This is a genomic window from Sphingomonas parva (ex Maeng et al. 2020) (assembly GCF_004564275.1).
Taxonomy (GTDB): domain Bacteria; phylum Pseudomonadota; class Alphaproteobacteria; order Sphingomonadales; family Sphingomonadaceae; genus Allosphingosinicella; species Allosphingosinicella parva.
In genome coordinates this window covers 53562-66925 of sequence record NZ_SPDV01000033.1, presented here as the reverse complement: position 1 = coordinate 66925, position 13364 = coordinate 53562, and the positions used below count along the sequence as shown (strand labels likewise).

Genomic DNA, 13364 nt, shown 5'->3' with positions numbered 1-13364 from the left:
AGCGCGGCCGCGCCCGACAGATCGTGAGCGCGGCCGCGCGACTGCGACATCTTGCGACACTTTTCGCCGCCCGCCGCCATCGCGGCGCGACAGGCCGGGGGCAAGTTCTCCTCATCGCCATCGCGGCGAAGCGAAAAAGGAGAAGCCCCATGAACAAGTTCGTCCTCAGCCTCGCGGCCGTCGCAGCCCTCACCGCCGGCGCCGCGCCCGCCATGGCCCAGGGCCGCGGCAGCAACCTCGACAACCGGATCGAGACCCTGCAGGACCAGCTGCAGCGCGGCGTCCAGCGCGGCACGATCACCCGCAGCGAGGCGCAGCCGCTGCGCGATCGCCTCCGTGCCCTCACCCGGCTCGAGCGCCAGTACAGCCGCAACGGCTTCACCCGCGCCGAGCAGCGGACCCTCCAGGACCGCATCCAGAGCCTGCGCAGCCAGATCCAGCGCGCCGAGGCCAACCGCGTGGCGGCGAACCGCTTCGGCCGCCGCTGAGCCGCCCCGAACGACCGCGCTCCGGCCCCACCGGCCGGAGCGCGTGCGTCTGCGCCGCCCAGGCCGCCTGCCGCCCTCCGCAGGCGCCGACAGCCGGCATGGCGACGCGCCACCACCTGCGCTACGCCAGCGATGTCAGAACCGCGGAGGCGCGCGTGCGATATCGATCCGGCCCTGCTTTCCTCGCCCTGTCCCTGATCCTGTCGACCCCGACCGCAGCCGCGCCTTCGCCGGGCGTCGCGGCCGAAGCGCCGGCGAAGACGCGCCTGTTCGTGCTCACCGACATCGGCGGCGATCCCGACGACAGGATGTCGATGGTCCGGCTGATGACCTACGCCAACCAGTTCGACATCGAGGGCCTGGTCGCGACCAGGAACAGCGACGGCCTCTTCCCCGAGCAGATCGCCCACGTCGTCGAGGGCTATGCGAAGGTGCGCGACAACCTCCTGCTCCACGAGCGCGGCTATCCGACCGCGGACGCGCTGCGCGGCGTGATCGCCAGCGGCCACCAGCTCGATGGCGTGAAGGCGGTCGGCGCCGGATACGATTCGCCGGGCTCCGAACGCCTCATCGCCGCCGTCGACCGCGCCGATGCACGGCCTCTGTGGGTGACGGTATGGGGCGGCCCCAGCGTGCTGGCCCAGGCGCTCTGGAAGGTGCGCGAGACACGAAGCCGCGCCGCGCTCGAGCGCTTCGTCGCCCGGCTGCGCGTCTATGCGATCTCGGACCAGGACGACAGCGGCCCCTGGATCCGCCGGGAGTTTCCGGGGCTCTTCTACATCGTCAGCCCCGGCGGCACCTTCCACAAGTCGACCTGGATCGGGATCAGCGGCGACACCTTCCACGGCCGCTTCGCCGGCGGCGACTATTCGCTGGTCACCAACGAATGGATCGACCGCAACATCCGCGGCAAGGGTCCGCTGTCCGATCAATATCCGAACTGGAAGTTCCAGATGGAGGGGGACACCCCGTCCTTCCTCTTCCTGGTCGACAACGGGCTGAACGCGCCCGAGCACCCCGATTGGGGCGGATGGGGCGGACGCTACGAGCTCTACACCCCGCCGATGCGCAAATGGTTCTACGCTCCGGAGACACGGCCGATCTGGACCGACACGAGCGACGAGGTGCTCGGCCATGACGGTGCCTGGCATGACGATCAATATGCCACGATCTGGCGCTGGCGCCGCGCCTTCCAGAACGATTTCGCCGCCCGGATCGACTGGACGACCAAGCCCTATGCCGCGGCGAACCACCCACCGACCGCACGGCTGGCGACGCCCGAGCGGATCACCGCGAAACCGGGCGAGCGCGTCCGCTTCAGCGCCGCCGGATCCTCCGATCCCGACGGCGATGCGCTCTCCCACGAATGGTTCGTCTACGAGGAAGCGGGCACGCGCAGCATGTCGAACAATGTCAGCGGCGTGAAGCTCGACGTGCAGAACGCGGACCAGCCGGAGGCCTCGCTGGTCGTCAAGACCAGCCGCGTCGTCGCACCGGGTACCGGCACGATCCACGTCATCCTCGCGGTCACCGATCATGGCGCGCCACGGCTCACCCGCTACCGGCGGCTGATCATCGACGTCGTGCCGTGAGTCCCGTCAGCGGGTCAGCGGCGCCGCCACCGCCTCGAGCAGCCGCGCGGCCTCCCGCGGGTCGAGCCGCACCTGCAGGCCGCGCTGCCCGCCGTTGATGTAGACGAGGTCCTCGCCCATCGCCGCTTCCTCGATCGCCATCGGCACGCGGCGCTTCTGGCCGAACGGGCTGATCCCGCCCACCTTGTAGCCGGTCAGTCGCTCGGCGTCGGCCGGCGCCATCATCTCCGCCGACTTGCCGCCCAGCGCCGCCGCCAGCTTCTTCATCGCCACCTCGCCGTCCGACGGCACGATCGCGCAGACCGGCCGGCCGTCGACTCGCGCCATCAGCGTCTTGAGCACGCGGTGCGGCGCCTCTCCCAGCGCGTCGGCCGCCTGCAGCCCGACCCGCTCGGCACCGGGATCGTAATCATAAGCGTGGACGGTGAAGGCGACGCCCCCCTTGGCCAGCGCGCGAGTTGCCTGGGTCTGGTTCGACATGGAAGCCGCACGATGGCCGCACCGGCCGGCGCGCGTCCACCGAAAAACAAGCGCCTGGCGCGCGCGCCGGCAGCACCCGATCTGCCGGATGGTCTTTGAAAATGTGGGCTGCCGGAGCGGTCGCCGCGTCAGAAGAAGAAGGCCGGCGGGATCAGCGTCGCGCCGATCAGCAGCGGCAGGCAGCCCCAGCCGAGCCTCAGGCAGCCGCCGCGCGCCGGATCGGGCGTAGCGGAGCCGGATGGCTCGGTGTCCCGCGCGCCGGGCGGTGCTTCCACGCCGGGCGCAGCGGCCTCGGTGACCTTGTCCGGACCGGTGCCGCGGGTGGGATCGTCACTGATAGCCACCCTCGTCCTCCCGCTCCTCGGCCGCTTCCTCCTGCGCCTTCTCCATCGCCTGCTTCCTGGTCTCGTCGGAGGTGCTCTCCTCCTCGGCCGGCGGCGTCTTCGAATCCTCGGTCATTGCTTCGTCCTCCGTGCCGCTTCAACCGACACGGCAGCAGGCCCGTTCCTACGGGCTTTAGCCCGGGGCTCTCGCCGCCGCGTCAGCAGCGATGGTTTCGCCAGGTCGCCGGCCAGGGCAGCACCGTGCCGCTCGCCACCATCGCGCAGCTGAGATCGCCGCTCGTCGGCGAAGCGCACCAGGCCCCGACCCGTCGCCCGCCGGACCAGCCGGTCGAGGTGCAGGAAAGCGCGGGTCCGCGCACCGGGATGTAGCGGGCGGAACCGGCCGCCGCCTTCGCCCCGCTCTCCGGCCCTGGTCCCGAGACCAGGCGGACGAGCTCGGCCTTGGCCGCGCGCGCCGGGGCGGTCGGGCACGGCTGGTTGGCGCGGCAGCTCTCGTCGGTCTCGCGCGCGGCGATGCCGAACAGATGCACCCTCTGCCCTTCGGCGCACCAAATGGGTCCGTCGCCGGCATAGACCCTGGTCGGCGTGCAGCGGAACACCGTTCCGGCCGCCGGTATCGCCTCCGCCGACGGCGCCGCCTCCTTGTCATACTTCAACGGCGGCTGGCCTCCATCACAGCCGGCGACCGCGAGGAGGAGGAGCGGGCCGAACAGGCGTAAGGCGAGGCGGGACGGCACCGGAGCGTCCTAGAACGCGATCGGCTGAGGTGGAAGCGCTTCGCGCTTCCGCCGATGGCGTGAGCGGAAAGCCGGCGAAGTGCTGGGTCACATTCTTCGAAGGGCCCGCCCCGCCGGCGTCCGGCGCGCGCCCCAGCCTCTTCCCACTTTCCCGGCCTCTGGTAGACTGCGCGCGGGGGGGGCCCGCACATGGACGCGCTGACACGACCGGGAGTCTGGCATTTCGCCGCCGCGACTTTGGCGGCGCTGCTGATCGGCTATCTGCTCTCCTGGGGCATGGACCGGCTGTTCCTCAGGCGGCTGATCGCCGATCGCATCGCCGGGATCGCGCTCAGCCTGGCGATCGTGTTCATCCTGCTGATGGGCGGCACGTCCCTCTATCTCACCCTGACCCTTCCCGAATATGTCGTGCCGACGATCGTCGTTCCGTCGATGGGCTTCGCCTTGAGCTTCATCCTCGGCTTGGCCGTCGCCGGCGCCTTGAGGATGCGCGCCTACGGCAAGGACTATGAGCAGGGCGAGGACGAGCTCGTCTTCGAGCCCGACTGGAACGATCTCAGCGCCTATGACGAGGAAGTGATCGCCTGGGACGAGAAGAACGCCGGGCGCAACTACCTCCGCCGCCACTGGGCCGGCCATCTCTCGCTGCCCGTCTCCTACTGGGTGAACGGCTTCCTGCTCTCGGCCGTCATCCTCGCCGGCACGCGCTTCCTGACCCACCGGATCGAGACCGGATCGGGATCGCTGCAGAGCCTCGCGCTCGTCATCCTCGCCTATCTCGGCGTGTCGCTGGTCGTCTGGGTGTGGAGCTCGGTCGGCATCTGGCGCTCGGCTTATTGGCACCGCCGGCGCGGCGGCTCGCCCGGCTGGGCGGTCGCGGCACGCGCTCTGGTCGTGCTCACCGCGGGAACCACCCTGTTCCGGGCGGGCGACATCGCCGTCCAGGCCGCCGAGTTCGGCCAGCTTGCCGCGGGCCGGGACTCGCTCGGCCCGGTCGCCGCGATGACGGTCTCGAAGGACGGCCGCGCGCTGGCGGTCGACGGCAACATCTCGGCCGGCGCGGCGAAGCGCTTCCAGCAGGTGCTGGCGGCGAGCCCGGGCGTCAGAACGGTGGTGCTCACCTCTCCCGGCGGGCGCATGCTCGAGGCCGAGCGGATCGCCGCGATCGTCCGGGAGCGCGGGCTGAGCACCCGCGTCGAGGAGGTCTGCATGTCGGCCTGCACCAACATCCTCCTTGCCGGCGTGGAGCGCACCGCCGAGGAGAGCGCCCGCGTCGGCTTCCACGCGCCGAGCTTTCCCGGCCTCAACGCCGCCGAGATGCGGCTCGCGGCGGCGGCGATGCGCCAGGCCTATCTCGACGCCGGGGTCGATCCCGCCTTCGTCTGGCGGGCCCTCACCACGCCGCCCGAGAGCATGTGGTTCCCGAGCTATTACGAGCTGGAGACCGCCGGCGTGCTGACCGGTTCGGAGATCGTCGTGCGCGGCGGCGGCCGGCCGGCCCCGAGAATGAGCGGGGCCGCCGTCCAGCGCGAGCTGCAGGCCGCGGCGACCATCATGAACGCCTCGGCGCCGACCCGGCTCGACGAAGTCACCACCTTCACCCGCGCCGAGGCGACCGGGCTGGTCCTCACCCGCAGCTACACCGTCGCGATCGACGGGCTGGACGTGGCCGCGGCGAAGCGGCTCATCGCCCGCGGGGCCGGCCGCGAGGCGTGCGGCCAGCCGCAGATCGCCGCGATGATCGGCGCCGGCGCCCGCTTCGTCCACGCCTTCCACGATCGCCGCGGCGAGCGCCTGTTCGAGGTCGAGGTCGCCGACTGCCCCGAAGGCGCCTGACCGTCGCGCCTCGTCAGCAGACCGGGCAGCCGTCGACCGCGGCGTCGAAGCTGCGGCGGACGATCTCCTCGAGCACGACCAGGTCCACGTCGGCGAGCCGGTTGAGGTAGAGGCAGGCTTTCGACCCCTTGTGCTTGCCGAGCCGGGCGAGCAGCGGCTCGTATTCCGGAAAGCCGCCGACATAGAGGACGAGGTTCGCGGCGCGCGGCGAGAAGCCGATGCGGCACATGTCGCCCTCGTGCCCGCTGGCGTAGCGATAATGATAGGCGCCGAAGCCGACGATGCTCGGCCCCCACATCACCGCCGGCTCGCCGGTGATCCGCTCCATCATCTCCTTGAGGATCAATGCGTCGGCACGCCGCACCGGCTTCTCGACCGCGGCGAGGAACGCATCGACGCTCGCCTCCGTCGGCTTCGTCTTGGTCTCGGCCATGCGCTCCTCCGGGTTCGCCCGAGCCTAACCCAGCGCCGGTGCGCCGTCGACCGCGCGTCCGGAACGATCGCTGCGCCGTCTCATTGTCGCCGGCGTGACAGTCTCGCCGATCGATCCGCCCTGCCGCCGTTCGACGACGGCGCACCGGCCGTGACCGCCCGCGACCGCGCAATTCTCACTCCCGACGGCCGCTATATCGTCGTGCGCGGCCGGCTGTGGCGCGCCGCCGATCCGCACCTCGATCCGGAGCAGCGCCAGACGCTGGTCGACGCGCTGATGGCCGCGCGGCGCGGCGTCCGCGCGGCGCTCGCGGGCGGCGACGGAGAGGCGCTGCGGGCGGCGCGGGCGGACGTCCACGCGGCGAAGGTGGCGCTCGGCGAGCGCGGCGAGGTCTGGTGGACCGACGGCGCGCCCGATCTCAACCGGCGGCGGATCGAGAACACGCCCTACGCCGCCTGGTGGTCGCTGCGCGGCGCGTCTGCCGATTGAGGCGGCGGCGCATGTTCGTTACGCTGCCGTACATGCACCACGCTCTCCGGACCGCCGCCCGCGCCGCCCTGCTCATCCTCGCCGTCCCCGCCGCGTCCGCGGCCTCGGCCGGCGACGGACCCGTGCTCGCCGCCTTCGCCCATCCCGACGACGAGCGGGTGGTCGGCCCCCTGCTCGCCCGCCTGGCCCGCGAGGGGCGCGAGGTCCACCTCGTCATCGCCACCGACGGATCGAAGGGGGTGACGCCGCACGGCGGCATCGCTGCGGGCCCGCAGCTCGCTGCGGCGCGGGTGACCGAATCGCAATGCGCCGCCGACCGGCTCGGCGTCCGCAAGCTCCACATGATCGGCCTGGAGGACGGGTCGCTCGGCCATTCGATGGAGAGGCTGGCGGAGCTGCGCACCAGGCTCGCCGCAATCGTCGATGCGGTCCGGCCGGAGGTGGTCGTCACCTTCGGGCCGGAGGGCGGCACCGGCCACCCCGATCACCGGCTGGTCGGCAACGTCACCACCGAGATCGTCCAGGGCGACGCCCGCCGCTCGGGCATTCGCCTGTTCTACGCGTCCCTGCCCGAAGAGCGGCTGCGCGCCGCGCCGCAATCGGTGCCGCGGGTCAGCGGCGTCGCCGAGGCTTTGCTCACCGTCCGGGTGCCGGTCGCGCCGCGGGACGTCGCCGCCGGCCGCGCCTCCTTCGCCTGCCACGCGACCCAGTACACGCCCGCCCAGATGGACGCGATCAACCGGACGCTCGCCTACGTCTGGGACGGGACGGCCTGGCTGCGCCCGTGGAACGGCGCCGATCCCGCCCCGATCCTGCCCTGAGCGGCGCCATCGGCGCGCGCCGGCGGCGCGTCACGCCATCGCTTCGGCCTCGGCGCCCTGGTGCGACAGCGCCTGGATCCGGGCGATCAGCTCGGCGGCGCGGAACGGCTTCTCGATCCGCGGCACGTCGGCCGGAACGTCGGTCGCGGCGCTGGCATAGCCGGTGACCAGCAGCGCCTTCATCGCCGGCGCGACCTTGCGCGCCTCGCGGATCAGCGCCGCCCCGGACATCAGGGGCATCGCATAATCGGTGAGCAGGAGGTCGTACCGACGGTCCGATCTGAGCATCGACAGCGCCTCGCGCCCGCTATGGACCTGGTCGACCGCATGCCCGGCATCGATCAGCATGTCGGCGGTCGCGGCGCGGACCAGATCCTCGTCGTCGACCAGCAGGATCCGGCGCGGCACGATTTCGTCGGGCTCGACCGCGTCCCGGGGATCCTCCACGTCGGGCACGGGGCTGCCGGCCGGCAGCCAGAGATCGACGCGCGTGCCCTCGCCGAGCGCGCTCTCGATGTGCAGCCCGCCCTGCGACTGGGCGGCGAGCCCGTGCACCATCGACAGGCCGAGCCCGGTTCCCTTGCCGAGCTCCTTGGTCGAGTAGAAGGGCTCCACCGCCATCCGCACCGTCTCGGCGCTCATGCCGCTGCCCTGGTCGCGCACCGAGATGCAGACATAGTCGCCCGGCCTCAGCCCGGCCGGATGCGGCGCATCGACCTCGGCCCGGCGCGCGCCGATCGTCAGCGTGCCGCCGGCCGGCATCGCGTCGCGCGCGTTGACCGCGAGGTTCAGCAAGGCGAGCTCGAGCTGGTTCGGATCGACCCGGGCGAACAGATCGTCGCCCTCCAGCTCGAGGGCGAGCTCGACCGTCGGCCCGAGCGAGCGGTGCAGCAGGTCGGCGATCCCCGACAGCAGCTTGCGCACCGGCACGTCGCGCGCCTCGAGCCGCTGCTTGCGCGAGAAGCTGAGCAGCCGCGCGATCAGCGTCCGGGCGCGATCGGCGCTGGTCACCGCCCCCTCGACCAGGCGGAGCAGCCGCGGATCGTCGACCTTGCGGCGCAGGAGGTCGAGCGCCCCGACGATCGGGGTGAGCAGATTGTTGAAATCGTGGGCGATGCCGCCGGTCAGCTGGCCGACCGCCTCCATCTTCTGGGACTGGCGCAACGCCTCCTGCGCGGCGAACAGCTCCTGCTCGCGCGCCTTGGCGGCGCTGAGATCGCGGCCGACGGCGATGAAGTTCGCCCCGCCCGGCTCCGGCGCGACCGTCCATTCGATCGCCTTCCAGCCGCCGTCGCGCGTCGCGATGCGGTTCTCGAACCGGGTCGGCTGGCCGGTCTCGCCCATCTCGGCGAGGGCCTGCAGCGTCGTCTCGGCATCCTCCGGGTGCATGAAGGTGGCGTAGCCGCGGCTGAGCAGCGCCTCCTGCGGCCAGCCGAGCACCCGCGTCCAGGCCGGGCTCACCGCCGACATCATCCCTTCGTAGTCGGCGCGGGCGAGCATGTCCTCGGACAGCATCCACAAGCGGTCGCGCTCGGCGGTCCGCTCCTCGAACTGCTTCTCGAGCGTGGCGTGGATCACCTTCAGCGCTTCCTCGGTGCGCAGCCGCTCGGTGACCTCGTTGAACGAGATTCCGAAGCGCCGCTCGTCGATGCGGAAGCCATGGCCTTCGTACCAGCGGCCGAGCGTCTCGACCGGGCGGGTGAAGGCGATCGCCTCGCCGCTCTCCATCACCCGGACGATGTCCCCGATCCAGTCCTGCTCGACCGCGCCGAGCACCTCACGGACGGTGCGGCCGACCGCCTCGCGCCGTGGCAGGCCGATCAGCCGCTCCCAGGCGGGATTGACGTCGAGATAGCGCCAGTCGACCGCCCGCCCCGCCTCGTCGCGGACCAGCTCGCCGACCACCAGCCCGCTCTGCAATTGCTCGAACACGCGGCGGCTGAGCGCCTCGCTGCCGGCCAGCGCGGTCTCGGCGAGGATCTTGTCGGTGGTCTCGTGGCAGGCGCAATACATGCCCGTGACCCGGCCCTCCTCGTCGCGCAGCGGCGAGTAGGAGAAGGTGAACCAGGTCTGCTCGTAATAGCCCTTCCGGTTCATCAGCAGCGGCAGGTCCTCGCGATAGGAGGATTCGCCGCGCAGCGCCGCCTCGACCAACGGGCGGATGTCGGGCCAGATCTCGCGCCAGATGTCCTCGAAGCGCGCGCCGAGCGCGTCGGGGTGCTTGGCGCCGAGGATCTCGGCATAACGGTCGTTGTAGAAGAAGGAGAGCTGCTCGCCCCAGGCGACGAACATCGGGAATTCCGCGCCGAGGATCAGGCTCACCGCCGCCTTCAGCGCCGGCGGCCAGCCCTGCGGCGGGCCGAGCGGCGAGCCGGTCCAGTCCCGCGCCCGCAGCAGCGCGCCGGTCCCGCCGCCGCCGGCGAGGAATGCCAGTCCCCTGGTCTGGTCCACGAGCGCCCTCTCCGTCCGTGCCGATCGCTGAACCTCGGGATGTGGCCGGAAACGCCAGGCCTCGCAAGCGCCGACACCGCCAAAAGGCCGTGGCCCGGTTGCACGCCGCGCCGGCCGCTCAGGCCGGGCAGGCGCGGGTGGTGGCGGTGTAGACGTCCGGCGCGTCGGCGGCGCGCAGCTCGACGCGAAAGGTCCAGCCCTGGCCGATGAACGCGCGGAACGAGCGGTCCGCGCACCACATCGGGTCGACGCTCCGCTGCAGCGTCGCGCCGAGCTCCCTCAGGTCGCGCGTGCGCATCCCGCTCGTCTCGTAGACCCGCGTCACGACGCGAGCGCCGCAATCGACCGGCTGCGCCACGATCTTCATCAGCCGTCCCGATTGCGGCTGCTCCCGCGCTACGCGCTCTTCGTAGCTGCGCAACAGGCTGCAGGCCTGGGCCTGCAGCCTCGCCGGCGTTTGCGGCGGCTGCGGCGGCGAGGCGGTGGCCGGCATCGCGGTGACGACGGCGCCGGTTCCGCCGCACGGCCGCATCTTCGCCAGAGCCTGGGCGCGCGCCGCCCGGTAGAGCGCCTCGATCGTTTCGGCCGGCGGATAGGCGACCGATCCGCTGCCGATCTCCCGGTCCCAGGCATCGCGCCGCCGGAAGTCGAAGCGGTCGCCGCGCGCCGCCGCCTCTAGCCATTCGGTCCGATAGGGGAAGGTCCGGCCCTGGGCGAGGCGCCGGCTGACCTCGCCGCGTGCGCTCGCCCCCTCTCCGGCGCGGCGCGGGTTCGCCCAGAGCGGCTCCGACCAGGGACCGGAATCGACCCGAAAGACGATCTGCTCGGGATCGCCCTCCCCCTCCGCCGGCGGCGCCGTCAAGGCGCGCACCTCGAGGCTGACCGGAGTGCCGAGGCCGGTCTCGGTCGGATCGTAATGCCCCTCGAGCCAATAGGCCCCGTCGCCGCCGGCAACGCTGGCGTGCGTCCAGGTGACGCGCGGCGGGCTCGCATCCTGCTGCGACACCCAGACGTCGATCGAGACCGGCCCCTCGGAGAGCGCCGCCTTGCCGCACCGCTCCGCCGCGTGCCCGGCGGCAGGCAAGGCGAGCAACGCACCTGCGGCGATCCAGCGCATCATCCGAATTCCCCTTTGAAATGAAGGCGAAGCCTGCCCGAGCACCGCCAGCCGGTCAGCCGCGCTCCCTCGCTTCGGCCACGCCGTCTCCACTCGCGGCGCAGGCAGGAGAGCCCTCGTTCTCCTCTCCACCGCGCGCGCGCCCGGTGCCCGATCTCGAAGGCGATCAGTGCCTGGTCGGCGGCCCCCTTTTCCGGGTCGAGCGCCGAGGCGCACCGGCTCAGCCGCGACAGGCGTCGACCAGATAGGCGAAGACCTCGCCGAAATTCCGGGCCTGGTCCTCGAGATCGAGCTCGAATGCGACGGTGTCGGCCGGCTTCCGGGCGAGCAGCTCCACCTCGTATTTCACGCCCCTGACGCCGGTCACCGCCGACCAGTCGACGGTCACCGCATGGTCCTCCTCGAGCAGGAACTTCGTGCGGCAGCGCCCGGCGCCGACCGCGTCCACGATCCCCCAGGTGACGCCGTTGCGCCTGAGCCCTACGTTCGTGTCGTAGGCATAGCCCTCGACGTCGCCCTGGGTGCTGCGGATCGCCTCCTCCCGAGCGTCCGGCGTTCCGGCGAGCGTCAGCCATGCGAACAGTGCGGTAGCGAAGATCATCATCCTTCCCCCGATCCTCCCGAGGGCCGCTTCATTCCACGACCGGCATGGTCCCGGCAAGCCGGATCCGGGCGCCGCGCTCCGCCCCCCGCTGACTTCGCCCTGATTCGGGGACACTATACTTATCTCGGAAGCCGCCGCGGGCTTTGCGCCTGCCCCTTGCTCTTGATCCCCAAGCCCCGCCATGCTGCGGCCATGGCTCTTCCCACGCTCGACACGCTGCGCATCGGCTTCATCGGCGCCGGCTTCATCGCCAATTTCCATCTCGAGGCGCTGGTCGCGGTGCGCAACGTCCGCGTCGCCGGAATCTTCAGCCCGCGGGCCGAGCGGCGCGAGGCGGCGGCGGCGCGCGCGGAGGCGCTGGGGCTCGGCCCGTGCCGCGCCTTCGCCGGTCTGGAAGAGATGCTCGGATCGGGCGAGATCGACGCGCTGTGGATCCTCGCGCCGAACCACGCGCGGCTCGCCGCGATGCGGACGATCGCCGATCTCGTCGCCGCGGGCAGAGCGGGCGCGCTGCGCGCCGTGGCCTGCGAGAAGCCGCTCGCCCGCACCCTCGCCGAAGCGAGAGAGATGCTTTCGCTGGCGAGCGGCGCCGGCCTGCTCCACGGCTATCTCGAGAACCAGCTCTTCATGCCGGCCGTGCAGCGCGGCCGCGAGATCGTCTGGCGCCGCGCCGTGCCGGAGAGCGGCCGCCCGTACATCGCCCGCGCGGCCGAAGAGCATGCCGGCCCGCACGAGCCCTGGTTCTGGCAGGCGGACAGGCAGGGCGGCGGCGTGCTGCTCGACATGATGTGCCACAGCGTCGAGGTCGCCCGCTTCCTGCTCACCCCGCCCGGCGCGCCGCGCGCGGCCCTCACGCCGGTCTCCGCCACCGCCTCGGTCGCGACGCTGAAATGGGCGCGGCCGGACTATGCCGCGCGGCTGTGCGAGACGATGGGCGGCGAGGTCGATTATGCCCGCCGCCCGGCCGAGGATTTCGCCCGCGGCCTCGTCCGGCTCGAGGACCGGGACGGCAACGAACTGGTGATCGAGGCGACGACGAGCTGGGCCTATGTCGGGGCCGGCCTGCGCCTCTCGCTCGAACTGCTCGGGCCCGAATATGCGATGGAGTTCAACTCGCTCGGCTCGGGGCTCAAGGTCTTCCTCGGCGGGAGCGGCGACCGCCGGGGCGGCGAGGATCTGGTCGAGAAGCAGAATGCCGAGCGCGGGCTGATGCCGGTGATCGAGGACGAGGCGGCGACCTACGGCTACGTCCATGAGAACCGCCATTTCGTCCAAGCCTTCCGCCGCGGCGAACCGCCGGCCGAGACGTTCGACGATGGCGTCGCCGTGGTCGCCATGCTGATGGCGCTCTACCGTTCGGCCGAGCTCGGCCGCACCGTCGGCTTCGACGAGCCGGGCCTCGACGATTATGTGCCGGAGGCGGCGCGGGCGGCGATGGGCTGAGCCGGGCGGCAGCTCCCCGGCGGCGTGCAGGCGTCGGCCGTCTCGACGTCCGAATCGAAGAAACGAGCGTCCCCGGCAAGAAACCGTCGAGCGACCCTCGCCGGGCGCGGCCTTGCACGTCTTCGGTTTTCATGAGAACTTCTCCGCATGACTCGGTGGATTTCAGGCCTTTGTCTGCTCGCACTCGCCGGTTGTTCGGCCCAGGCGCCGACGATCGAGATCCGCAACCGCTCGTCCGCGCCATTGACGGTCAGCTATTCCGAACCGGGGAGCGCGGCCCTGCACCGGGTCACGGTCGAGGGGGGCGAGGCGAGGACGCTGCCGTCGCACGTCCGCCTGGCGCAGATCGACCGGCTCGAGTTCGGCAGCGGCGCCAGGGCCTTCGTGGTTCGCGACTGGGCGCGGCAACGCGATCTCGCCGCCTGCCCCAGCGCCTGCAACCTCGTCTGGCACGACGGCAACCGCCTGGCGATCCAGACCGCCTCGTGAGGGTTGCGGCAGCGGCTGGGATCGTGCTCGGCGCCGCGCG

Annotated in this window: 15 protein-coding genes; 7 read left to right on the top strand and 8 right to left on the bottom strand. The window is 71.9% G+C overall.

Going from position 1 to position 13364, the window contains the following annotated elements; translation table 11 throughout:
- The first annotated feature begins 149 nt into the window (after window positions 1–149).
- Together E2493_RS15875 and E2493_RS15870 are read left to right on the top strand one after the other, a co-directional pair.
- Window positions 150–488: a hypothetical protein gene (locus tag E2493_RS15875; RefSeq protein ID WP_135088556.1), complete on the top strand. Its 339-nt coding sequence runs from the start codon at window positions 150–152 to the stop codon at window positions 486–488.
- A 155-nt stretch (window positions 489–643) separates the two neighbouring features.
- Window positions 644–2080: a nucleoside hydrolase-like domain-containing protein gene (locus E2493_RS15870; protein WP_225421530.1), complete on the top strand. Its 1437-nt coding sequence runs from the start codon at window positions 644–646 to the stop codon at window positions 2078–2080.
- A 6-nt stretch (window positions 2081–2086) separates the two neighbouring features.
- Here the strand turns inward: E2493_RS15870 and ybaK are convergent, their stop codons facing one another.
- The 4 genes from ybaK to E2493_RS15855 all read right to left on the bottom strand — a co-directional run bounded on the left by ybaK (window position 2087) and on the right by E2493_RS15855 (window position 3641).
- On the bottom strand, window positions 2087–2560 hold the full coding sequence (ybaK, locus tag E2493_RS15865) for a Cys-tRNA(Pro) deacylase (protein ID WP_135088550.1): 474 nt from the start codon (window positions 2558–2560) through the stop codon (window positions 2087–2089).
- 128 nt (window positions 2561–2688) lie between these two features.
- The gene (locus tag E2493_RS15860) at window positions 2689–2904 is read right to left on the bottom strand and encodes a hypothetical protein (RefSeq protein ID WP_135088547.1); all 216 of its coding nucleotides are present in this window, start codon (window positions 2902–2904) and stop codon (window positions 2689–2691) included.
- On the bottom strand, window positions 2891–3019 hold the full coding sequence (locus tag E2493_RS22130; RefSeq protein ID WP_263854097.1) for a hypothetical protein: 129 nt from the start codon (window positions 3017–3019) through the stop codon (window positions 2891–2893). Before E2493_RS22130 ends, E2493_RS15860 begins: the two co-directional genes overlap by 14 nt.
- Window positions 3020–3101: 82 nt before the next feature.
- Window positions 3102–3641, bottom strand: a complete 540-nt coding sequence (locus tag E2493_RS15855) for a hypothetical protein (protein WP_318531711.1) — start codon at window positions 3639–3641, stop codon at window positions 3102–3104.
- Between the two features lie 189 nt (window positions 3642–3830).
- Here E2493_RS15855 and E2493_RS15850 point away from each other — a divergent pair, with 189 nt between their 5' ends.
- Entirely contained in the window at window positions 3831–5477 is a 1647-nt protein-coding gene (locus tag E2493_RS15850; protein ID WP_135088544.1) for a COG3904 family protein, read from the top strand.
- 13 nt (window positions 5478–5490) lie between these two features.
- Here E2493_RS15850 and E2493_RS15845 read toward each other — a convergent pair whose 3' ends face one another.
- On the bottom strand, window positions 5491–5910 hold the full coding sequence (locus E2493_RS15845) for a DUF1801 domain-containing protein (protein ID WP_135088541.1): 420 nt from the start codon (window positions 5908–5910) through the stop codon (window positions 5491–5493).
- Between the two features lie 150 nt (window positions 5911–6060).
- Here E2493_RS15845 and E2493_RS15840 point away from each other — a divergent pair, with 150 nt between their 5' ends.
- Together E2493_RS15840 and E2493_RS15835 are read left to right on the top strand one after the other, a co-directional pair.
- Complete coding sequence (locus tag E2493_RS15840; RefSeq protein WP_167737568.1) at window positions 6061–6399, top strand: hypothetical protein; 339 nt, start codon at window positions 6061–6063, stop codon at window positions 6397–6399.
- A gap of 11 nt (window positions 6400–6410) precedes the next feature.
- Complete coding sequence (locus tag E2493_RS15835; protein ID WP_135088538.1) at window positions 6411–7220, top strand: PIG-L deacetylase family protein; 810 nt, start codon at window positions 6411–6413, stop codon at window positions 7218–7220.
- A 30-nt stretch (window positions 7221–7250) separates the two neighbouring features.
- Here E2493_RS15835 and E2493_RS15830 read toward each other — a convergent pair whose 3' ends face one another.
- The 3 genes from E2493_RS15830 to E2493_RS15820 form a co-directional block, all read right to left on the bottom strand.
- A complete protein-coding gene (locus E2493_RS15830; protein WP_135088534.1) occupies window positions 7251–9671 on the bottom strand; it encodes a PAS domain-containing protein in 2421 nt (806 codons plus the stop codon).
- A gap of 118 nt (window positions 9672–9789) precedes the next feature.
- A complete protein-coding gene (locus tag E2493_RS15825) occupies window positions 9790–10791 on the bottom strand; it encodes a hypothetical protein (RefSeq protein WP_135088531.1) in 1002 nt (333 codons plus the stop codon).
- Window positions 10792–11008: 217 nt separating this feature from the next.
- Entirely contained in the window at window positions 11009–11389 is a 381-nt protein-coding gene (locus E2493_RS15820; RefSeq protein ID WP_135088528.1) for a hypothetical protein, read from the bottom strand.
- Window positions 11390–11584: 195 nt separating this feature from the next.
- Between E2493_RS15820 and E2493_RS15815 the strand changes: the two genes are divergently transcribed.
- Both E2493_RS15815 and E2493_RS15810 read left to right on the top strand, forming a co-directional pair.
- Window positions 11585–12835, top strand: a complete 1251-nt coding sequence (locus E2493_RS15815; RefSeq protein WP_135088525.1) for a Gfo/Idh/MocA family protein — start codon at window positions 11585–11587, stop codon at window positions 12833–12835.
- Window positions 12836–12982: 147 nt separating this feature from the next.
- Entirely contained in the window at window positions 12983–13324 is a 342-nt protein-coding gene (locus E2493_RS15810) for a hypothetical protein (RefSeq protein ID WP_135088522.1), read from the top strand.
- The last annotated feature ends 40 nt before the right edge of the window (window positions 13325–13364 follow it).

Excerpts from the sequence above, each read along its gene's own strand:
- E2493_RS15810 (WP_135088522.1), top strand. The coding sequence starts at position 12,983 with ATGACTCGGTGGATTTCAGGCCTTTGTCTGCTCGCACTCGCCGGTTGT.
- E2493_RS15845 (WP_135088541.1), bottom strand. The coding sequence starts at position 5,910 with ATGGCCGAGACCAAGACGAAGCCGACGGAGGCGAGCGTCGATGCGTTC.
- E2493_RS15815 (WP_135088525.1), top strand. The coding sequence starts at position 11,585 with ATGGCTCTTCCCACGCTCGACACGCTGCGCATCGGCTTCATCGGCGCC.
- E2493_RS15825 (WP_135088531.1), bottom strand. The coding sequence starts at position 10,791 with ATGATGCGCTGGATCGCCGCAGGTGCGTTGCTCGCCTTGCCTGCCGCC.
- E2493_RS15850 (WP_135088544.1), top strand. The coding sequence starts at position 3,831 with ATGGACGCGCTGACACGACCGGGAGTCTGGCATTTCGCCGCCGCGACT.
- E2493_RS15820 (WP_135088528.1), bottom strand. The coding sequence starts at position 11,389 with ATGATCTTCGCTACCGCACTGTTCGCATGGCTGACGCTCGCCGGAACG.
- E2493_RS15875 (WP_135088556.1), top strand. The coding sequence starts at position 150 with ATGAACAAGTTCGTCCTCAGCCTCGCGGCCGTCGCAGCCCTCACCGCC.
- ybaK (WP_135088550.1), bottom strand. The coding sequence starts at position 2,560 with ATGTCGAACCAGACCCAGGCAACTCGCGCGCTGGCCAAGGGGGGCGTC.
- E2493_RS22130 (WP_263854097.1), bottom strand. The coding sequence starts at position 3,019 with ATGACCGAGGATTCGAAGACGCCGCCGGCCGAGGAGGAGAGCACCTCC.
- E2493_RS15835 (WP_135088538.1), top strand. The coding sequence starts at position 6,411 with ATGTTCGTTACGCTGCCGTACATGCACCACGCTCTCCGGACCGCCGCC.